The organism is Paenibacillus silvae (assembly GCF_014639235.1).
Classification (GTDB): Bacteria; Bacillota; Bacilli; order Paenibacillales; family Paenibacillaceae; genus Paenibacillus; species Paenibacillus silvae.
Window position 1 is genome coordinate 119,727 of sequence record NZ_BMFU01000003.1, and the last position, 20,902, is coordinate 140,628.

General features: G+C 47.1%; 18 protein-coding genes. 6 read left to right on the top strand and 12 right to left on the bottom strand.

The features are described from left to right. The first annotated feature begins 28 nt into the window (after nt 1-28). On the top strand, nt 29-1,180 hold the full coding sequence (locus IEW26_RS11210) for an MGDG synthase family glycosyltransferase (RefSeq protein ID WP_188592477.1): 1,152 nt from the start codon (nt 29-31) through the stop codon (nt 1,178-1,180). 140 nt (nt 1,181-1,320) lie between these two features. On the opposite strand, the gene IEW26_RS11215 is transcribed toward IEW26_RS11210, so the two are convergent. The 3 genes from IEW26_RS11215 to IEW26_RS11225 form a co-directional block, all read right to left on the bottom strand. Continuing rightward, nucleotides 1,321-2,871 carry an ABC transporter substrate-binding protein gene (locus tag IEW26_RS11215; RefSeq protein WP_373288460.1) on the bottom strand — a complete coding sequence of 517 codons (1,551 nt, stop codon included), beginning with the start codon at nt 2,869-2,871 and terminating at the stop codon, nt 1,321-1,323. A 100-nt stretch (nt 2,872-2,971) separates the two neighbouring features. Then, entirely contained in the window at nt 2,972-3,907 is a 936-nt protein-coding gene (locus IEW26_RS11220) for a carbohydrate ABC transporter permease (RefSeq protein ID WP_229729804.1), read from the bottom strand. A 33-nt stretch (nt 3,908-3,940) separates the two neighbouring features. After that, the gene (locus IEW26_RS11225) at nt 3,941-4,846 is read right to left on the bottom strand and encodes an ABC transporter permease (RefSeq protein ID WP_145403127.1); all 906 of its coding nucleotides are present in this window, start codon (nt 4,844-4,846) and stop codon (nt 3,941-3,943) included. A gap of 461 nt (nt 4,847-5,307) precedes the next feature. Here IEW26_RS11225 and IEW26_RS11230 point away from each other — a divergent pair, with 461 nt between their 5' ends. Continuing rightward, the gene (locus tag IEW26_RS11230) at nt 5,308-7,563 is read left to right on the top strand and encodes an AraC family transcriptional regulator (protein ID WP_145403128.1); all 2,256 of its coding nucleotides are present in this window, start codon (nt 5,308-5,310) and stop codon (nt 7,561-7,563) included. A gap of 83 nt (nt 7,564-7,646) precedes the next feature. On the opposite strand, the gene trmB is transcribed toward IEW26_RS11230, so the two are convergent. After that, nucleotides 7,647-8,402, bottom strand: a complete 756-nt coding sequence (gene trmB / locus IEW26_RS11235; RefSeq protein ID WP_111272373.1) for a tRNA (guanosine(46)-N7)-methyltransferase TrmB — start codon at nt 8,400-8,402, stop codon at nt 7,647-7,649. A gap of 151 nt (nt 8,403-8,553) precedes the next feature. After that, the gene (locus IEW26_RS11240) at nt 8,554-8,754 is read right to left on the bottom strand and encodes a hypothetical protein (protein ID WP_110897666.1); all 201 of its coding nucleotides are present in this window, start codon (nt 8,752-8,754) and stop codon (nt 8,554-8,556) included. Between the two features lie 309 nt (nt 8,755-9,063). On the opposite strand from IEW26_RS11240, the gene mnmL reads away from it, so the two are divergent. The 4 genes from mnmL to IEW26_RS11260 all read left to right on the top strand — a co-directional run bounded on the left by mnmL (nt 9,064) and on the right by IEW26_RS11260 (nt 12,723). Next, nucleotides 9,064-10,017: a tRNA modification radical SAM protein MnmL/YtqA gene (mnmL, locus tag IEW26_RS11245; RefSeq protein ID WP_145403130.1), complete on the top strand. Its 954-nt coding sequence runs from the start codon at nt 9,064-9,066 to the stop codon at nt 10,015-10,017. 1 nt (nt 10,018) lies between these two features. After that, nucleotides 10,019-10,603 carry a tRNA 5-(aminomethyl)-2-thiouridylate-methyltransferase MnmM gene (gene mnmM, locus IEW26_RS11250; RefSeq protein WP_229729805.1) on the top strand — a complete coding sequence of 195 codons (585 nt, stop codon included), beginning with the start codon at nt 10,019-10,021 and terminating at the stop codon, nt 10,601-10,603. 68 nt (nt 10,604-10,671) lie between these two features. Next, on the top strand, nt 10,672-11,649 hold the full coding sequence (locus IEW26_RS11255; RefSeq protein WP_145403131.1) for a type I phosphomannose isomerase catalytic subunit: 978 nt from the start codon (nt 10,672-10,674) through the stop codon (nt 11,647-11,649). A gap of 96 nt (nt 11,650-11,745) precedes the next feature. Then, nucleotides 11,746-12,723 carry an alpha/beta fold hydrolase gene (locus IEW26_RS11260; RefSeq protein WP_188592478.1) on the top strand — a complete coding sequence of 326 codons (978 nt, stop codon included), beginning with the start codon at nt 11,746-11,748 and terminating at the stop codon, nt 12,721-12,723. 133 nt (nt 12,724-12,856) lie between these two features. On the opposite strand, the gene odhB is transcribed toward IEW26_RS11260, so the two are convergent. The 7 genes from odhB to IEW26_RS11295 all read right to left on the bottom strand — a co-directional run bounded on the left by odhB (nt 12,857) and on the right by IEW26_RS11295 (nt 20,681). Next, a complete protein-coding gene (odhB, locus tag IEW26_RS11265) occupies nt 12,857-14,125 on the bottom strand; it encodes a 2-oxoglutarate dehydrogenase complex dihydrolipoyllysine-residue succinyltransferase (RefSeq protein WP_188592479.1) in 1,269 nt (422 codons plus the stop codon). A 5-nt stretch (nt 14,126-14,130) separates the two neighbouring features. Further along, on the bottom strand, nt 14,131-17,007 hold the full coding sequence (locus IEW26_RS11270) for a 2-oxoglutarate dehydrogenase E1 component (protein WP_188592480.1): 2,877 nt from the start codon (nt 17,005-17,007) through the stop codon (nt 14,131-14,133). A 648-nt stretch (nt 17,008-17,655) separates the two neighbouring features. Continuing rightward, nucleotides 17,656-18,090, bottom strand: coding sequence for an NUDIX domain-containing protein (locus IEW26_RS11275; protein ID WP_188592481.1), 435 nt, complete (start codon nt 18,088-18,090; stop codon nt 17,656-17,658). 48 nt (nt 18,091-18,138) lie between these two features. Further along, nucleotides 18,139-18,624: a GNAT family N-acetyltransferase gene (locus IEW26_RS11280; protein ID WP_111272380.1), complete on the bottom strand. Its 486-nt coding sequence runs from the start codon at nt 18,622-18,624 to the stop codon at nt 18,139-18,141. Between the two features lie 148 nt (nt 18,625-18,772). Then, on the bottom strand, nt 18,773-19,207 hold the full coding sequence (locus IEW26_RS11285) for a GNAT family N-acetyltransferase (RefSeq protein WP_308423462.1): 435 nt from the start codon (nt 19,205-19,207) through the stop codon (nt 18,773-18,775). A gap of 557 nt (nt 19,208-19,764) precedes the next feature. Beyond that, nucleotides 19,765-20,133, bottom strand: a complete 369-nt coding sequence (locus tag IEW26_RS11290) for a YybH family protein (RefSeq protein ID WP_188592482.1) — start codon at nt 20,131-20,133, stop codon at nt 19,765-19,767. A gap of 44 nt (nt 20,134-20,177) precedes the next feature. Beyond that, the gene (locus IEW26_RS11295; protein ID WP_188592868.1) at nt 20,178-20,681 is read right to left on the bottom strand and encodes an 8-oxo-dGTP diphosphatase; all 504 of its coding nucleotides are present in this window, start codon (nt 20,679-20,681) and stop codon (nt 20,178-20,180) included. Between the last annotated feature and the right edge of the window lie 221 nt (nt 20,682-20,902).

Sequence of the window (20,902 nt, forward strand, 5' to 3'; positions counted from 1 at the left end):
AAACCTAGCAGGAACAGGTGAAGCAAGCGTGGAAAAGAAAAGAATTTTACTATTATCAGAAGGTTTCGGAGCAGGTCATACTCAGGCAGCTTATGCACTGTCCAGCCATTTACGGAAGTTATCGCCTCATCTGCAAACGAAAGTGCTTGAGCTGGGAAGCTTCCTGAACCCGAAAGTCGCACCGCTTATTATTAACGCGTATAAAAAAACAGTAACCAATCAGCCAAAGCTTGTTGGATACGTATATAAGCAGCAGTACAAAAAACCGATCAATCGATTGACAACTCTTGCACTGCATAAATTGTTCTATACACACACCCGCAGTGTTGTTCGTCAATTGCATCCCAACGCTATTGTGTGCACACATCCGATTCCGAGTGCTGTGATCTCCAGATTAAAACGCCTAGGCACGCAGGTTCCACTGTGCAACGTCTTAACGGATTATGATGCACACGGCACATGGGTTAGCCCAGAGGTGGATCTGTATCTCGTTTCTTCAGAAGAGGTAAAGGCCAAGCTGATTCACCGCGGAGTAGCAGCTGTCAAAATCAAAGTCACAGGCATACCTGTGCATCCAAACTTCTGGGAGCATCCCCGTCATGATGAGATTCGTTCCAGATTCAATCTGAGAAACATGCCAACTGTGCTTGTGATGGGCGGTGGCTGGGGGATGCTTAGCGACAAGGTGGTTCACCAGCTGTTAGCGCGCTGGCATGAGGATATTCAGATTATTTTTTGCCACGGCCGCAATGACAAAGCACGAATCAGCATGGAACAGGACCCTCGGTTTCAAAAAGAAAACATTCATATCATTGGTTACACAACAGAAATTGATAAATTAATGGAAGTTTCGGATCTGCTGATCACCAAACCCGGCGGAATGACCTGCAGTGAAGGATTGGCCAAAGGCATTCCGATGCTGTTTCATAATCCGATTCCCGGACAGGAAGAAGAAAACGTACATTACTTCACAGCCAGAGGGCTCGGTGAACTTATCACTTCGTTAGACGTGGTGGTCAAATGGATGAACACATTGCTCCATCATTATCCTGAAGTAGTTCAGAAGCGAGAACAGCATCTGGCAGAAATAGCCAAAGTGCATCCGATGGAAAGTGCGCAGTGTATTATGAATCTGCTGCAGGATAAACAGCCCTCCTCCTCAGAGGAAACACCCGTATAACGTTCGCAGCAGCTCAAACGGAATAATTTATAGACATCTAACTAAAAAAGGTGCCTTCAGAGCGAAGGCACCTTTTTTTCTCTATATCAAGTTCTCTTCCATTTCTCTATTCAAATTCTCTTCCATTCCTGCTTTGCTGCTTATTGTATACCCGCAGACTTCAAGTACTCCTGCCATTGCTTCGTATACTCAGACTGAATTTTTTCCAGACCTGCCTGTTTTGCCTTTTCCATAAAGGTGTTCAGCCCACCCTCAACATCGGCAACAAGGCCCACGTTAAGCGGATACAAATACTGCTTCTCCACTTGCTCCAAAGCGGCTTTTTCCGCTTGATAAGGAGTCCAGTCTTCTGCAAAACCAGTGAAGATGTCCGGCTTTTTGATTTTATCCAGATCCTTGAACATGGTCAGTACATCATCAAAGCTCTTGTCGTAGAGCATGAACTCCGGATTACGCCATGCCCAGCCATTCATGCCTTCACGCGGGAAGCCATTGCTTTGCGCGTCTCCGATCATCTGATAATATCCATCTTTCACTTCAAAGTTTTTGCCTTCTACACCGTACTCGGTCAACCAGTTATAGCGTTTATCGGTAACCATTTTTTCATAGAATGCAAGCGCTCTTTCCGGGTTTTTGCTGCTGCGCGGAATTGCAAAGCCGTTGTGAATCGGGTGCACCGGCTGTGCAAAGCCTTTTGCATTTGGATAAGGGAAATATCCTAGCTTCCAGTCTGGGTGAGTCGACTGAATTTTGATGACGTCGGCGTTGAATTTGTTTGGATTCTCACCAGCAAGAATAACAGCTGCTTTGCCATTTTGAAGCAAGGAATTGGATGTATCCTTCACGTTCAGTACGTTTTTCGGGAAAAAGCCTTTATCCATCCAGCGCTTATATGTTTTCAGGTCCTCCAGATGCTGTGCGGATCCCCAGTAAGATGTCACTGTGGATGGTGTGTCATACATAATATCCAGTCCGTATGGAAGCTGTCCTGCTGTATTTACCAGCTTGGAAGTCAATTGACGAATGCCATGTGTATGGTTTGCATTGCTGTCTGCAATCGGAATCATGTTTGGCTCATTGGCTTTGATGCCGTCCAGGTAAGCCTCCAGCGTCTCCAGCGATTCCGGCTTCGGCAGGTTATACTTCTCGCGCAAGTCTTCGCGGTACGCAATACCTTCCGTTACATATTCAATCCATGTGGATGGAACCGTGTAGATTTTATCGTTGATTTTAACTGCATTCCACATATCATCTGGAACATGAGATTTCAGTTCAGGTGTCTTGGCCAAAAGTTCGTCCAGCGGCAGGAAAGCACCTTTCTTTGCATACGACTGATAATTCGTCCAATCTGCCGTGAAGATCAAGTCGATCGGCTGACCGGAGGACAGCAGCAGTTTATATTTTTGATCCCAGTCGGTCCAGGAGGTGTAGTTGAATTTTACATTGACGTTCAAATCCGCCTCTGCCAGCTTGTTTATTTCAGATTCAATCACAGGCAGGTCTTTAGGCGCGTCCCCTAGCATATAAAATTGCAGCGTTACCTTCTCACCTTTATTATCGGTTGAGCCCCCCTGCTCACTGCCTTGCGCATTTCCTCCAGAACCGCTGTTACAAGCGGCCAGCACCCCGGCAAAAAGCATCAGGGCAAGTACCAGAGACAGGTGCCGAATCATTTTGTTACGCATACGCATCCTCCCTTTTTGTGTTAGACCTTATATATGTTAGCGCAGACCCGCTATGCATCAGACCCTCACCAGCACGAAGGCCTGAAGTCCTCAGCGTGTATACGTTCTAACCTTTGACTGCACCGATCGTGAGTCCTTTGACAAAATAACGCTGCACAAACGGATACAGGAATAGGATCGGCCCGGTAACGATAATGGCCATCGCCATCTTGGTGGATTCTGTCGGAACGTCCTGACTGAGCGTAACGCCTGTACCAATCGCCATCTGGTCAATAAATGTAATCGTATTCATCGTGTTGTACAGATAAAATTGCAGCTGGTACATGTCCGGGTTGTTAATGAACAAGGATGATGTAAACCAGTCATTCCAGTATCCAAGGGCAAGAAACAGACCCACTGTTGCGATACCAGGCATCGCCAGCTTCAGTACAATGCTGACATAGATTCGAAAATCGTTAGCTCCGTCAATCTTCGCGGATTCGATCAGTTCATCGGGGACAGCAGAGCGAATGAAGTTTTTCATCAGAATAATCAGAAACGGCGTCATCAGTCCCGGGAAAATCAACACCGTATACGTATCTGTAAGATTGAAGTAGTTTGCAAGCATAATGTACCACGGCACAAGTCCACCACCGAACAAGGTTGTGAAGTAGATGAAGAAGGAGAACTTGTTCCGGTATTTGAAATCTTTGCGCTGCAGTACAAATCCAGCCATCGTGATAAAGAACAAGCCCAGTGTGGTGCCGACTACCGTTGTAAACACCGTCACCCCGTATGCTTTCAGAACCTGAGTCGGGAATTTAAACACCATCTTGTAACCTTCCAGCGAGAAATGGGTGGGAAACAGATGATAGCCGTCCCGTACGATGGATTCGTTGCTGCTGAATGAGCCTGACAATATAAGCAGAAATGGCAGCAGACACATTAATGACAAAATAATGATGATACTGTAGGCAATCAATTGAAAGGCCAGATTGAATTCGGAATCTTTGGCACGAGTGCGGGTACGAATTCCCCTTTGCGTATGCGTTTGTGTGCTCATATGGTTCTCCCTTCTGCCCTGCGGGCGGATGTATTAGAACAAGGCGTAGTCTTCGTTAATTTTGCGAATGATGTAGTTTACCGTCATGATCAGGATGAAGCCGAATAACGACTGATACAGCCCCGCTGCGGTTGCCATACCAATATCGAAGGTCACTTTCAAAGAGCGGTAAACATACGTATCAATGATATCTGTAGCGTTGTAAAGCACGCCGTTATTTCCGATCAGTTGATAGAACAAGTCAAACTGCCCTTTCATAATACTGCCCAGCGAGAACAACAGCAGGATTACAAATGTCGGTTTAAGCATCGGTACCGTAATGTACCAGATTCGCTGAAAGATGTTGGCCCCGTCAATTCGGGCTGCTTCATAATACTCGTCACTTATACCTGTGATTGCAGCCAGATAGATGACCATGCTGTACCCGAGATTTTTCCATAGATAAAAAATAATGATCAGAAACACCCATATCCATGGTGTGTTGTAAATATCAACCGGTCCTGCCTCAAACCGCTTGAGCACCGTATTCACAAACCCGGATTCATAGTTGAACATATTGTAAGCGATTACACTTAATAGAACAAAAGAGATAAAGTACGGCAGAAACATGACGGACTGGGTTATTTTTTTGAACAGCTTGCCCCGAATTTCACTGAGCATGATTGCACAAAAGATGGCCAGACCATTCCCCAGTATAATGAAAGCCAGGTTGTAACCGACCGTATTGGTCGTCAGTTTCAGCAACATGCCGGACTGCCAGAGGAACTTGAAGTTATCGAGCCCGACAAACGGACTTCCAAACAGCCCTCCTGCAAAATCATAACTGGTAAACGCGTAATAAATACCGATCATCGGAAAATACGAGTTAATCAGAAAAAAGATCAACGTGGGCAGCAGCATCAGAAACATGATTTTGTTTTTGTTCAATTCTTTGAGCATGGCTCGATCCCTCCCGAATTGTAGCAGCGATGCATGATGAATGTGATGTGATGTGATGACGTACATGATATGTGACGAAGATGCATCGTGAAGCTCTGGATTTATTGTAGACCGCCATTCTTTCTTTTGCATACTGAAGCTTCCTGCCAGATCATGAACGATACTGTGAATCTGGTTGTGAACAAAATGCACCAATCATGAAATGAACACACGTACGTTCACAAAAGTTGATATCGTGCATGCTCTTCAACAGGTGAACAATTCAGCGAAAGTTGAACTTTATGTAGTGATAATGAACTAAAATGCCTGTTCCACATTGATGAAAACGCATACATACTATATAATTCAAGGTACTCTTCTCATTTTGTTCCACAACTGATGGAATCCGGTTTCTCATGTGAAATCACATAAAAATATATAAGTTCACTCCTATTTATTAGCAGGCTCAAGGGGGAAAACCAATGCGCAAACGTTCGGAGGACAGCCAGAAGGTATTCGCGCGAATCCTAATCGGCATTATTATAAGTACAGCAGCAACACTGCTTGTGGCTTCGGCTATTCTATATGTAAATTATAATCGGATTGCTCTGCGGCAGGTCTACCGTACGGATATGAACAGTCTCACCCAGACCAGCCGCGAAGTAGCCAAGATGACTGAAAGCGCCAAGTCGCTCTCGTACCAGATTTATCAGGACTATACCATCTCTTCCCTGCTGCTCTATTCCAAGCCAAGCATCTATCAGATCACCTCCGCAATGGAGCAACTCGATAATTACCGTATGTCTCTTCCTTTTATTGAATCCATCTATGTCTACAATTCAAGAAACAATGAATTTTTTATCAGCTCTGACGGTGTTCGTAACGGGCAGCAGTCTGTATCCGAAATTGATGATCAAGGAATTAAAAGCATTCTCGACCGGTTCCATGACTATAAACCCTTTGTGCCCATCCCGCGTACATACAAGGTTGGCTCAACCGGGGCCAGTGAAGTGAACAGTTATACGTATCTGTGCTATGACACAATCAATGACAATGCCAAGCTGAATTATGCCGTTGTCGTTAACATTAAGGATGACTGGCTTAGTCCCAATATGAACGCGGTAGATCAACCAGGCAAAACCTTTATCATCAACGAAAAAGGAGATTTGTTATCCGACTTCGGAGATCGTGCTTTGCTTAATAACCTCTCTGACGAAACCTTCATGCGTCCGATTCTGCAGGATACAGAGCATTCTGCTTATTTTACCGAGCAAGTGGACGGAGAAAAATCACTGATTACCTATACCGCTCCAGACAGCCTTGGGTGGCGATATGTACGAATTACTCCCTATGACCTTATTACATCAGATATTCGCAATATGCGCACCCATACGCTGCTGTTCTGTGCTGCATTGCTGGCTGCCGGGCTGATTTTATCCTATCTGGTATCCCGTAAGCTGTACCATCCAATTAATAATGTGCTTGTCCGCATGCGTGTGATGGAGGCTGAGCGCCGAGGCAGTCTGCACCTGTTAAGGCAGGACTTTTTGCGTGGTGCATTGCAAGGAAGGGAAACGGTCACCTGCAATATGCTGGAGGAACGGATGAAATTTTACGGTTCTGCTGTTGACGTGCATCGGACATCCCGACTGGTGCTGCTTCGCATCGATCACTATACTGAATTTTGCGAGACTTACCGGGACGATACCAAGCTGGTCAAATACGCCATGATGAATATTTGCACCGAGACAGCCGACCTTCATTACCATGCAGAAGCGGTAGACATGGGTGGTGACCTGATTACACTTCTGTTTAATGAAAAATCTGAGCATGATTCACTCTCGGGCAGTGCCTGTCATCAGATCGAAGAACTACTGCGTATGATGCAGGCTGCGGTCATGACTCATCTCAAATGCTCCATTTCCTGCACAGTAGGTCCCGAGGAGCAGTCACTTGAGGATTGTATTGAAGGTTATGCGCGTTCTGCCGAGGCCTCTCTTCACCGCTTGTTCATGGGGCCGGGCTGTCTTATCTTTACATCAGACATCATGGCATATCAGACCAAGGAATACACGTTCCCTGCCAACAAGGAAAGACAGCTTGTGGACTGTTTGATGACTGGCAAAACGGAGGACGCCAAGCTGATCTACGCCGACATCGTCAGTGAAACAGTGGCATATCCGTTCAACGTGTTTCAGCTTGCCCTATCCCATCTGACGATGACGCTGAACCATGTGCGCAACACGCTCAAGAAAAATAATCAGCTTCGACTGGATTCCGATTCGGGCGGTCTGATGCTTCCCGTGAAAAATGCAGAGGATATCAGCGAGGTGCATGAGCACTTTTACCGAATGTTTGATGAGCTTGGCTCCAAGGTTGAGGAAAAGCGTACACTCAAGCATGAAGAACTCATTCGTAAAATTAATGACATTATTGAGCGAAACTACGCCGATCCGAATCTGTGCCTGACCTCCATTGCCGAGGAGTTATCCATGTCGCCCATTTATGTCAGCAGGCTGTACAAACAGCTCACCTTAAAAGGACTTACAGACGTTATTAATGAGACCCGGATTACCAAAGCACAGCATTTACTCATTCAGACCGAAAGTTCTGTCGCAGATATTGCCGAGCGAACCGGCTTTACGAATAGCTCTTACTTTTATCGCATGTTCAAAAAATTCAACGGCGTGACTCCTAACGATTATCGCAGGAAAGAGCTTCACGCTGACCAGCTCTAGCCTCTGACTGGTTTTCAACTTCTTCCCTATACAAAAAAGCGGCATCCGAGGACCAAACATCAACCTCAGATACCGCTTTTTAATTACTCTTCGTCCTGATTTTCACCAGACTCGTCTGTCACTTCACGCACTTTATACTTGTCCAGACGCATTGCGTTGTACTCTCGCAGAGCCTCTTCCCCTACGATGACTTCAACACGATGAATATTCATGCCTTTACCCATGAATTTTTGCTCATACTCCGTCATGACATGCTCTTCGTTCAGACCGTCACGATGCAGGTTCAACGACAAATTCGTCATCTGCAGGCCAAAGTCAGCGATAGCATTCAGAGAGAACTCAAACAGCGTTTCGGAATCCGTCTTGAAATGAATCTGTCCTTTCGGATTGAGCAAGTCCACATATTTCTTCAAGAAGCGTGGATGTGTCAAGCGGCGGCGCGCATGCTTCGCTTTTGGCCAAGGATCACTGAAATTCAAATAAATACGTTCCAGCTCCTTCGGTTCAAATACCTCTTCGATCTGTTCAATATTAGCCAGTGCCAGCTTCAGGTTCGGCGGCGTTTCCACCTCGGCCTGACTCCATGCGTTACGCGCTTTCTCACTCGCACGTCGCACCAGTTCATCATACATATCAATGCCGATAAAATTGTATTGCGGATATTTATAACTCATTTGACTGATGAATTGACCTTTACCCATGCCGAACTCCACAAAAATCGGATGATCGTTGCCAAACAGCTCGGCCCACTTGCCTTTGTATTGCTTTGGCTCCAGTACAACAAGATCCTCCTGCTGCTCCAGATTTTCTCGAATCCCTTTTCTGCCACGTAAACGCATTTTATTCCTCCGTTTGTCCATACTTGTCTCAGACTCATTTTGCCGAAGAACCGGCCAATTGTAAAGAGCAATGAAAAAGGAATCTTCGGACCCGCCAGATTGGGCAGATCTCAAAGATTCCCTTTTCGATTTATTTGGAATTGGGGTCCAACTACTTTAGTAGTTCATAGTCTACCTTATCTTGGTGTGAAAAATCAAATGTCTTTTCGAAAGCATCGCGAACTTTTTTTCTTGCAATCGCTTTCACTTCCGGATTCCCATTAAAACGAACACCTGTCAAGGCCAGTGCCTCTTCTGCAGTCAATTCAACGGATACGTGCTGGAATTCATTATTTTTAACTTGTGAATTCATTCATATCACCTCACGGTATAGTATGATCCATGACGTCAGCATTCATTCAAATGCTACGATGAAAACTACTCACTGGATGGTGTCTGACGTTAGTTTAAATATAACATAAGGTGTAAAGTACTTCAAGTGAAAACGGTTGATTTCAAGCCTCTTTTTTACGTTTTCATTCCCCTTTTTTTCAGATATTTGATACAATAAATGACGAAAACATGCATAGCATCTAACGCCCGAGTTCAAGTATGCTATTCCGTATCAGATATAAAGATTATGAAGATCTGAAGACACAGACTTTAAAGGAGTACCTTAAACATGAATGCACCCGCTTTACAAGCTCCGCTGATGTGGGGGGATAAACGATTCCACACCTGGAATTACGAAATGCGCGATCAATTTAATAACAAGGTGTTCAAAGTCATGCTGGATGCCGGGTTTACCTGTCCCAACCGGGATGGCTCTATAGCCAAAGGCGGCTGCACGTTCTGCAGCGCCAGAGGTTCGGGTGATTTTGCAGGCAGCAGACGCGAAGATCTTGTCACTCAATTTAATACCATTCGAGACAAGCAGCATCTGAAATGGCCGTCAGCTCACTATATCGGATATTTCCAAGCCTATACTAACACCTATGCGCCAGTTGAAGAGCTGCGCGAATATTTTGAAGAGATTTTGCAGCAACCCGGTGTTGTCGGTTTATCCATCGCTACCCGGCCGGATTGCTTGCCCGATGATGTCGTTGAATACCTGGCAGACCTTAATAAACGCACATATCTCTGGGTTGAAATGGGACTGCAGACGATTCACGACTCCACTTCAAACTTGATCAACCGCGCACACGATACACAATGCTACGAAGACGCTGTGAAAAAGCTGCGCAAGCACAATATTCGGGTATGCACACATATTATCTACGGTCTGCCTCAGGAGACACACGAAATGATGCTGGATACCGGGCGAGCAGTTGCTCATATGGATGTGCAGGGGATCAAAATCCACCTGCTGCATCTGATGCGCAAAACACCAATGGTGAAACAGTATGAAGCTGGTTTGCTTCGATTCCTTGAGCAGGACGAGTACATTAAACTGATTGTCGATACGCTTGAAATGCTTCCGCCTGAAATGATTGTACACCGTCTCACAGGAGATGCCCCTCGCAACCTGCTGATTGGACCGATGTGGTCGCTGAACAAGTGGGAAGTTCTGAACTCCATTGACCGCGAGCTGCGTGAACGTGACTCCTGGCAGGGTAAGTATTGGAGGGGAGCATAAATTGGGCTTTTTATCTGTTTTGAGCTGTGCCCACCAATGGATTAGTTCACGGCTGCAGCCCGGCGATCTGGCGATTGATGCCACGGTAGGCACAGGTGCTGATACGTTATTTCTTGCTCAGCAGGTAGGGCAGCGTGGTCAGGTCATCGGATTTGATATCCAGAGTGAAGCCTTGACACTGGCACAGGCACGAATCCGCAAACATTCCGAAGGCAGCAAGCTTGGCTCCATTTCATTGCTGGAATTAAGTCATGCACGGATGACTGAAGCTGTTCCCGAGACGTGGGCAGGGCAAGTAGGAGCGGTCATGTTTAACCTTGGCTATTTACCTGCTGAAGGTGCAGATGCTTCCATTATCACCGAGACGAGCAGTACAATTGCAGCGCTTGAAGCAGCGCTGTCCTTGTTGCGTACACGCGGTATTATTACAGCTGTACTTTATCCAGGCCATGACGGAGGCGCTCAGGAAGCCGAAGCTGTATCCGCATGGGCCGCAGCCCTACCTGTTGAGCAGGCTCAGGTTGTCATTTATCGCCAGTTACAGCGAGCAGCATCTCCATATCTGATTGGCATCGAGAAAAAGTAAGAATACACAGTCCACACCTGGAACCGTTTAAAGCGATTCACCATTTCATATACTAGAGGAGAGATACCATGTCTACGCCATATCCATTGCAATTCCAGCCTGAATTCAAAGAACGTGTATGGGGCGGTCGAGCGCTCGAGCATTTTGGTCTTACCCCACCTGAAGGACATATTGGTGAAGGCTGGATGATTGCCGATCATGCCAATGGTACAACCAAGGTTCTCAACGGTCCACTGGCCGGGAAAGGTCTGGATGAGGTGCGCGAACAGTTCGGCACGGCTTGGCTTGGAACGAAAGGTGTATCTGAAAAAGGAGGACGTTTCCCTCTGCTGATCAAGCTGCTTGACTGCAATGACGATCTGTCCGTTCAGGTCCACCCGACCGATGATTACGAGGCTCTTCCTCCAGGTGAACTGGGCAAAACGGAAATGTGGTACGTGCTTGACGCCAAGCCGGGCGCTCATATCATTTATGGTTTGAACGAGGGTGTGGATCGGGAAGCTTTGAAGCAAGCGCTGGAAAACGGTACTGTGATGGACACTTTGCGTCAGGTTCCTGTTGAGGCTGGAGATACCTTCTTTATTCCTGCCGGGACAGTGCACGCACTCTGTGCTGGTGTTGTTGTAGCCGAGATACAGCAAAACTCGGATACCACCTACCGGATTTATGATTATAATCGTCCTGGACTGGATGGCAAACCTCGGGAACTGCATGTGCAGGATTCTTTGAATGTTACGGCATATGAAGGCGCTGGAGCCACAACAATGAAAACAAACCATGCTGTTCCGGGAGAATGGCTCCAGCTTGCTGCATGTCCATATTTCGTTGTAGAGAAAGGGCTTGTGACTGATCGTTGGGAACTGCGCACTACCTCGGACAGCTTTACGATTCTGGTTGTGTGTGAAGGCGAAGGCAGACTCGATTGGTCAAGTGCTGATAACGAACATCTGACGCTGAAAGCAGGTCAATGTTATCTGCTGCCAGCCAACCTGGGATCTTACACCTTGAGCGGGAACACCACCGTTCTTCGCTCTTATCTTCCATAACCTTTAACGAAAAACTTGCAGAGCACTTCATAACGAAAGACCTGGAAATAACCTCAATAGAGTTACAGATAACCTGTGAAGGAGGAACGACACGAGATGCAGGAATCTACCTTTACGCTGCTCGGTAATGAAGGGGCCCGTATTCATGTGTACCGCTGGCTTCCCGATGCAGACGAACACATTCGAGCTGTTGTTCAAATCGCACACGGGATGGGCGAGACGGCAGCACGTTATGCCGAATTTGCGGGTTATCTTACCAAGCATGGTTACGCTGTATATGCCAACGATCATCGAGGGCATGGTAAAACCGTGGAAAGCCCCGAATTACTGGGCGATCCTGGTGTGGACGCTTTTCGCTGGATGGCTAGTGATATGCTTAATCTGGGAGAATCGGCGGCCAAGGCCCATCCAGAGGTGCCTCTGTTTCTTATGGGGCACAGTATGGGTTCCTTCCTCGTTCAGTATCTGATGTATGCGGGGCATGAGCGATACCATGCGTTTATACTGTCTGGTACCAACGGGAAACGAGGGCTGCTCCGCTTTGGAGAAAAACTGGCTTTGCTCCAATGTGGCATCCAGGGAGACCATCATCGCAGTATGCTGCTGAATGCTATCGTATTTGGCGGATTTAACCGAGCGTTCCGCCCCGCTGCTACTCCGTTTGACTGGCTGTCCCGTGACCATGACGAGGTGCAACGCTTTATTGATGATCCGATGTGCGGAGCCATTTGTACAGCAGGTTTTTTCCGCGATTTCTTCAAACTGCTGCTGCAGATCCACCTTCCACAGCATATGGAGCGCATCCCTAAGCATAAAGCAGTTTTCCTTTTTTCAGGTGAACTTGATCCTGTCGGTCTGCGTGGCAAAGGTGTTCTTAACCTATACTCCCAGTATATGAAGCTTGGGCTCCGTGATGTAGAATATCGCTTATACCCTGGCGGGCGCCATGAGATGCTGCACGAGACCAATCGGGCAGAAGTCACACTGGATGTTCTGGATTGGCTTGAGCGCCATATGCCGGATAACCAGCAGGAGCAGGCGACCCGGGAATTCCAGCAGGTACATCAAATCTAACCTGGCATTAAAGCAAAATCCCCTGAACCAGGCACAGTCCGTACTGTGCCCGTTCAGGGGATTTTATCATTCTATTGCGGAATCTCAAATCTCATAGGAATGAAATAAAGTCCGTTGCAGACATTGAAACTCATTAACCTTCGATCAGCAAGGATTCCGGATCTTCAAGCAGTTCTTTTACCGTTACCAGGAATCGAACCGCTTCGCTTCCATCAATGATCCGATGATCATATGACAGGGCAATATACATCATTGGACGGTTTTCCATTCGTTCAGCATCAATCGCTACCGGGCGAAGCTGAATTTTGTGCATACCGAGAATACCTACTTGCGGCGTATTCAGAATCGGTGTGGACAGCAGGGAGCCGAAGGTCCCGCCATTTGTAATGGTAAACGTTCCACCTTGCAGGTCAGACAAAGCAAGCGTGTTGGAACGAGCCTTGGAAGCAAGATCAGCAATGCTTCTTTCGATCTCGGCAAAGCCCAGACGGTCGGCATCACGCACAACAGGCACGACCAAACCTTCTTTGGCTGATACAGCAATTCCGATATCGTAGAACTTTTTCAATACTACGTCTTCGCCATCAATCTCGGCATTAATCGTAGGGAACTTTTTCAGTGCGCCAACTACCGCTTTGGTAAAGAACGACATGAATCCAAGATTGATGTCATGCTTCTCTTTGAACTTGTCCTTACGGCGTTTACGAACGTCCATGATCGCTGTCATATCAACCTCATTGAAGGTGGTCAGCATCGCTGCCGTCTGTTGCGCTTCAACCAAACGTTTCGCAATCGTCGCACGGCGGCGAGACATACGTTGACGCTCTACCGGCTTGGTAAATGTAGAGCCACCTGCCGCTGGAGCCGAAGGTGCTGCAGCCGGAGCTTTCGATGCAGCCGGTGCCGCTGGAGCGGAAGGCTGACTGCCATGACTTTTAACATCTTCCTGATATACACGCCCGATAGGGTCTTTGCTTTGCACCTGATCCAGCTCGATTCCACGCTCACGAGCCAGCTTGCGAGCAGAAGGAGAAGCTGTTTTGGTGCTATCCGAAGACTCAGGCGGCGCAGGCACTGGTGTTGGTGCAGCTGCAGGAGCCTCAGGGGCAGCAGGTTTGGACTCAGCCGCTGCCGGCTCGGAAGCAGCCGGAGCGCTGCCTCCTCCTGTTCCAGCTGAAAGAGTACCGATCGTTTCACCGATCTCAACGGTCTCGCCTTCCTGACGAATGATTTTCTCAAGTACACCGCTCTCTTCAGCACTGATCTCAATGTTGACTTTATCTGTCTCGAGCTCAAGCAGAACATCACCCTGGTTAACGGTATCTCCTTCTTTGACCATCCATCTGGATACCGTTCCCTCCGTTATTGACTCACCCATTGCAGGTACTTTAATTTCACTCACAGCTGTTACCTCCCCAGTGGAATATTATTCTTCGTCGTTTGTTTCAACGCTGCTGCAATAAACAATTGCTGCTCCATACTATGCACAAGCTGATAACCGCTGGAAGGACTTGCATGTTCAGGACGACCTTCGTATCTCACGGTAGTACCTTCAGGTGCGATATCACGGAGACGAGGCTCCATGTACGTCCAAGCGCCCATGTTTTTGTTCTCTTCCTGTACCCACACCAGCTCTTTCAATTTGCTGAAACGTGCGAGTACACGTTTGATCTCTTCTGCCGGAAACGGATAGAGCTGCTCTACGCGGATAATGTGAAGCCAAGACCAGTCTGCTTCTTTGTCCTTGTCAATTGCATCTTCCAGATCAATCGCAACTTTACCGCTGCAGAGAATGATACGTTCTACCTGATTCGGTTTAGTACCAAGACCCGGCTGCTCCAGCACCAGTTCGAATTTGCCTTCACTGAATTCCACAGCCGGTGACGCGACACGCGGGTTACGGATCAGACTTTTTGGTGACATCATCACAAGCGGACGCGCATCTTCTGTCTCCGTTAACGAAGCTTGACGACGCAGCAGGTGGAAATACTGTGATGCACTAGACAGGTTAACCACCGTCATATTGTCCTCAGCACACAGCTGCAGGAAACGCTCCAGACGCGCGCTGGTATGCTCCGGTCCCTGACCTTCGTTCGCGTGAGGAAGCAGCATAACCAGACTTGATTTTTGAGACCATTTTGCACGGCCTGCCGATACAAACTGGTCAAAGATTACTTGAGCACAGTTTGCAAAATCACCAAATTGCGCTTCCCAGATCACAAGTGTATCTGGTGAATATACGTTATACCCATATTCGAATCCGACAACTGATTCTTCGGATAACGGACTGTTATAGATCGCGAAGGATGCCTTCGCTTGTGGCAGATGATGCAGCGGGCAGAACTTGTCACCGTTCTTCGCATCATGCAGCACCAGGTTACGGTGCGCAAAGGTTGCGCGCTCTGCATCCTGACCACTGATACGGATCGGTTTGCCGTCTGCCAGAATGGTTGCGAATGCCAATGTTTCCGCAAGGCTCCAGTCTACCTTTTCTCCTTCATTCAGAGCTGTACTGCGACGCTGCAAAATCCGCTGCAATTTCGGATAAACGTTGAAGTTCTCCGGCCATTTCAATAGATCTGCATTAATGCTGCGCAGCTGCTCCAGCGGAACCGCAGTCGGCATAACGGTAACCGCCTGGGACTCACTGATGTTGCGTTGATAGTATTCATGTACTTCATTTTTCTTCATCTGGTCATAAGCTTCTTTCAGTCGGTTCGCTACTCCTTCTCGAATGTTTGCAATATACGCATCATCGATGACCGCTTCCTTCTTGAGCACCTCCTGGTACAGGTGGCTGACCGTCGGATGATTTTTCACTTTGTCGTAAACAAGCGGTTGTGTCGTTTCAGGATCATCTGTCTCGTTATGACCATAACGGCGATATCCGATCAGGTCGATCAGGAAATCCTTTTTGAATCGATTACGGTATTCGGCAGCCATACGGATTGCTGCAATACAAGCATCCGGGTTGTCTGCATTCACATGCACAATCGGAATTTCGTATCCTTTGGCAAGGTCACTTGCATAATACGTTGAACGTGAGTCACTGCTATCTGTTGTAAAACCAAGACGGTTGTTCACGATAATGTGAATGGTTCCGCCATTCTGGTATCCAGGCAATGCTTTGAAGTTCAACGTTTCAGCCACGATGCCTTCCCCTGGGAATGCCGCATCCCCGTGCATCAGAATGGTTGCTGCTTTGGTTACATCCTGCTTCGGATAACCTGGTTCACGGCGATCATCCTGAGCCGCACGCGCAAAACCTTGCACCACAGGATTGACATACTCCAGATGGCTCGGGTTGTTAGCCAGTGTCAGGCGGGCCTGCACTGTCTCTCCGTCTTTTACAAAACGGTTGGCGCCCATATGATATTTGACATCCCCTGTCCAGCCATAATTGATTCCGGTTGAACCTTCGGATGGAACCAAATCTTTGTTCGGGGCATGATGGAATTCAGAGAAAATTTTACTGTATGGCTTGCCAAGCACGTGAGCAAGAACGTTCAGACGCCCGCGGTGAGCCATACCCATCAGAATGTGGCTTGAGCCGGCTTCTGTCATCAGACGAACAGCCTCATCCAGCATCGGTACAAGCACATCGTTACCTTCAATGGAGAAACGCTTCTGACCTACAAACGTTTTGTGCAGGAAATCCTCAAACTGCTCCGCTTCAACCAGACGCTCCAGCAATGCTGTACGCTCCTTGTGCGTTAGCGGGGCCGGTGATGTACGGGATTCCGCACGACGATTCAGCCATTCACGCTCCTGTACCTCATGAACGTGGCTGAATTCGTAAGCAATCGGTCCTGTATAAATCTGACGAAGACGTTGAATCGCATCCCAGCCAGTTGTGGTCTGACCATCTGCCCCTTCCCAGATCAGGGAAGCAGGTAGTGCCTTCAAATCTTCCTCATTCAATTGAAAATGCTTTGGCTCCAGCAAGGACGTGTCGGTTGCTTCACTGATTCCAAGCGGATCAATATCAGCAGCGAGATGGCCGTACGTACGGATATTCCATACGAGCTTGCCCGCTGTAACCGCTTTCTGTAATAGCTGGATATCTACGCTTCCGGAAGCAGTTTGGGCGTTCCCGGAATTCGAAAGAGACTCTGCACCCTTGCCAGACATCGGCGGTGCGCCCCATTGTTCAAACAATTCCCGATAAGCCGGAGTAACTGCACCCGGATCTTGGGTGAATAATTCATATTGTTCTTGCACGTATCCCATATTGGGACCATAGTAACTCTCCCAGGGTTTCATGTTGCCTTTCTCGATCGTCATCGACGTTCCCTCCGTCTTGATTTTGTCATAGGGTTTGACGGAAATCATTAAATAAGCTGTAATTCGCGTTCGTTCAACATTTTAAGCGAAATTTTTCATGAAGTCCAATAGTCGTGCTGCTCGTGGTAATAACGTTGTTCCGACGCTCCCGTCAAAGGTTTGTCTGCGTTTTCAAAATCAAAGTAAAACAATGATTATTTCTACCGTCGCACAGATGTCGAATACTGTCCTGATCCGTTCGAAGGTATACGTGCTTCCCTGAATTTAGCAAAGCCCGTGTTCTAATATCTATTCTATAAACTTTTTCGCTCAGGAGCATTTCCTATTTTTAGTCCAATTGATGCATAAATTAGATGAATCGAGTCATTTACACGATTTTAACTGAAAACGCGAACGCAGAATTACATCATAGTCAAGACCTGAATTCCGTTTAAACCTCTTTTTTACAATTGTGGTCCATTCTGCACAAAAACAAACCGTCCATTATAACATTAACCAATGGGCATATTATTCAACAGGGAAATGGATTGCTCTCTTGACAACTTTGGACAAGGCAATATGCAGCAGAACTAAGCCGACCGAATGCAAATCTCCGGCGGCTTTGATCCATTAGCCTTGCTTTCGTTTTTCAGTTCTCTATGACGCTCCTTACGATGAACAAAGATCAATCATGTATTTTGCAAAGGGCGTTAGTTCCATATCCTTGATTTGATCCGATGTAAACCATTCTGCACCGAGCGAATCATGCCCGTCAGCCACTCTTTTGATCTGCTGCAGCTGATTACCTTGAAGACTAATCACATGGTATAAAATACCGATATGATGCACTTCCTCGGGTTCGCCCTGAATCTCCCACTGCAATACAGTGGATTGGGAAGAAGAAACGGAAACCTTCGATGGAACAAGACCCGTTTCCTCTTCAAATTCACGTATTAATGAGGCCTCTGGCTGCTCTCCGAATTCCATCCTGCCGCCCGGCAGATCCCATTTCCCAACGTAGGGACCCCGCGCCTTCTGAATCAAAAGATAGGATTGCTGCCACTTAGCCAGCCCATATACACCTAGATGCGTATGTTTGTTCACTTTCATGAGCCTCCCCGGTTGAGGGACTTTCGCTGTCCTGAAGCCCCTCTATCTCTTGTCCTCATCGCCTATGGTATCCAGATCAACAGCGAGGCGAATCATATCCACACAGCGAATACCATTCTCGATAATTTCTTCCTCGTAATGGGTTACAAAATAATCCCGCTCCACACCTGTAATACGGAAGCCGCAGCGCTGATATAATTTCAACTGATGAAAACTGGAATTACCCGTCCCGATCTCCAGTATTCGGCACCCCAGCCTTCTCGCAGCTTCCATCGCTTCCTTGATCATGTGTTTACCTACACCCTGCCCCTGCAGTTCCTCCTGTACGGCGATGTTCACAATCTCAGCAGTCTCGGGACGAGTCTTGAGAAGCACAAACTCTCCCACCATCTCTCCTTCATACTCCGCGATAAAACAAACCCCTCTGCTCAGATATTCATCCACGATCGTTTTTGAAGGGTCTGCCATCAGCAAGAGTTCATAAGGTTTCTCTTCATCCCAGTCCAAAATCCGGAACGACAAATTCATGCCAATCCCCACCTTTTCATCAACCAGATTATACTTTTTCATGCCTTTTGCAGAAGCCTATGTATGGCAAATCTACAAATCTTCTTTCCCAAATCAGCTCGGTTCTATATGTTTCATGCGTCATGTTTCTGCTGTCCCACAATCTATGTTAGTCACTCTGTCTACTGTCAATGCGTCCTGCTTGATTGGAATAATGACGAATGCACATGCCCGTTGCTCTCTGCATAGCTTGTCTTTCATAAAAGGTCTGTACTTCCGGGTCACACAGAAGATCAATCATATAAAGTCCCTGAAGCCGCTCAAGCATACGCTGCACAAGCGTACTTCCAATACCTTGAGCTTTGTACTCGGGTAACACTTCCAGAAGTGGAATATAAGCACTGAGTACGCCGTCAGAGATGGCTTGAATAAAACCAACAACATTCCCGGTTTGTTCATCAACAGCCAGCTCAATCGCGTACGACTGCTCCAGCATTTTATAAAACGTTGAAGTAGAAGGCGGATTCGGCCACCCGTCGAAAAAACCTCCGCTTAACTGCTCAAGCTCTACTCCATCCAGTGTTTCACGAAATACAATGCTCACTTATACACCCCTCTTCAAAAAGACCAAACTCCATTATATCATAATATATGGAACAAAATATATAGATATGGATACTATAAGATGGTGTTTAATCTATCTATATAAATTGAACTAAAGAAACGACATTATGCCGCTTAACGATCCATGATCGTCAAAGAGCGTTGTAATGGGGCAAGATACCAGCCTTGGCAGGCTGTTCAAGTCGAAGAGGGAATGCTAACGATCCCCATAGAGCTTATTTTCCCTGAATCGGGGACATTTGAATTCTAACGATCTCCAGGAAGCTTATTCCGTTCGAAATCCTGAAAAATGAGCCTGATCAAGCTGATTTCGGCACAATAGCGTCTCTGGGGATCGTTAGAATTTTCCCAAGCCCGAATATGCCGAAATAAGGCTTCTCCTGATCGTTAGCGCTCGCGGTAGAGGGTGGCAGACTTGCACTTGCCACTTGCCATGAGCGATGGACGATATTGGACTAATGTGTCTGGATTGATGAGCATATTGGAGTGGATTGTGTACATTCTTTAGTTCAACTTATATAATGTATGTTCACCTTTTTATTTTCCCGTACTTAAATGTTCATGAACCAGTTTCCAGTCCCCTTCATCATTCTGGACAAACACATTTGTTGCACGCCCTTGTCCGGAAGCATATTCTCCACGCACATATCCTTCCCAGTGATACGTATAGGTGCATACCGCCTGATGCTCGTCCACAGCAATCCACTGCACATCCTCTGCACGATACACTTCGTACTTCACTGTCTCCCAGGCCTTCTCGAAATATGCTTGTATTTCCGCGAGCGTTGTGCAGGAAGTACCTGTGAACCAATACAGTGCATTTGGTGCAAGCAGCTTGCTTACCTCATCAAACTGATGTGTATTAGTTGCTTCTATATATGCGCTCAGCGCCTGCTCATATCCCATCCGTTTCATCCCCTTTTTCCTTGTACAAGCTGTTGTTATCCTGCCTACTTCCTCACAGCTTCATCGTTGTAGGTCTTGAACGTCTCCTGCAGGGTTTGCCCACTCGACTTTTCCCAGACCACACTTCGTTCAAACGTACCTGCTTCAAAAAAGCGCGGAAACCGCTCTGCAAACCAGTCCTGCATCGGCAGCTCCAGTGCCTTTTGCAAGGATACCCATTTCAGCTCTCCCTCCGGCGGGTCTGCCAGGAGCTTGCCTTCATAAGAAGTAACCAGGTAGTTGAACACCATATATCTCAAGCCCTGCTCCGGGTCGCAGAATTCATCCAGTCCTTTATACATGATCTGCTTCACCTGAAGTCCCGTCTCTTCTCGAACTTCACGTATGGCTCCATCCACAATACTTTCGGGAAACTCTACTTTGCCACCAGGTGCAATATATCCTGGAAACCCTTTGCGGTCTGGTCTATTCATCAACAGAACCTGATCGCTATCCGGATTCCATATCATAGACATCGTATACATCTCGACCTTAACGCTCATTTTCATTCTCCTCATCCAATTGCATTCCACCTCCCATATGATTTCTGGAGATCATATGTATATTCCTGCTATACAGTCTGGGTTAAACCCTATTTAACATGAACATCAGACAGCAGCACATGCGTGCATATCAAAGACGGACGCCCGTTAACATCGGAGCCCGTCTGGGTGGCCTTGATATCTTGTTATCCTCGTTGCAATATGCTTCCAATTGCAATATTCAACAG

Coding starts and splice junctions, on each gene's coding strand:
- IEW26_RS11215 (WP_373288460.1), bottom strand. CDS start 2,871: ATGCGTATGCGTAACAAAATGATTCGGCACCTGTCTCTGGTACTTGCC.
- IEW26_RS11220 (WP_229729804.1), bottom strand. CDS start 3,907: ATGAGCACACAAACGCATACGCAAAGGGGAATTCGTACCCGCACTCGT.
- IEW26_RS11225 (WP_145403127.1), bottom strand. CDS start 4,846: ATGCTCAAAGAATTGAACAAAAACAAAATCATGTTTCTGATGCTGCTG.
- IEW26_RS11230 (WP_145403128.1), top strand. CDS start 5,308: ATGCGCAAACGTTCGGAGGACAGCCAGAAGGTATTCGCGCGAATCCTA.
- trmB (WP_111272373.1), bottom strand. CDS start 8,402: ATGCGTTTACGTGGCAGAAAAGGGATTCGAGAAAATCTGGAGCAGCAG.
- IEW26_RS11240 (WP_110897666.1), bottom strand. CDS start 8,754: ATGAATTCACAAGTTAAAAATAATGAATTCCAGCACGTATCCGTTGAA.
- mnmL (WP_145403130.1), top strand. CDS start 9,064: ATGAATGCACCCGCTTTACAAGCTCCGCTGATGTGGGGGGATAAACGA.
- IEW26_RS11255 (WP_145403131.1), top strand. CDS start 10,672: ATGTCTACGCCATATCCATTGCAATTCCAGCCTGAATTCAAAGAACGT.
- IEW26_RS11260 (WP_188592478.1), top strand. CDS start 11,746: ATGCAGGAATCTACCTTTACGCTGCTCGGTAATGAAGGGGCCCGTATT.
- IEW26_RS11270 (WP_188592480.1), bottom strand. CDS start 17,007: ATGACGATCGAGAAAGGCAACATGAAACCCTGGGAGAGTTACTATGGT.
- IEW26_RS11280 (WP_111272380.1), bottom strand. CDS start 18,624: ATGAATTTGTCGTTCCGGATTTTGGACTGGGATGAAGAGAAACCTTAT.
- IEW26_RS11290 (WP_188592482.1), bottom strand. CDS start 20,133: ATGGGATATGAGCAGGCGCTGAGCGCATATATAGAAGCAACTAATACA.
- IEW26_RS11295 (WP_188592868.1), bottom strand. CDS start 20,681: ATGAAAATGAGCGTTAAGGTCGAGATGTATACGATGTCTATGATATGG.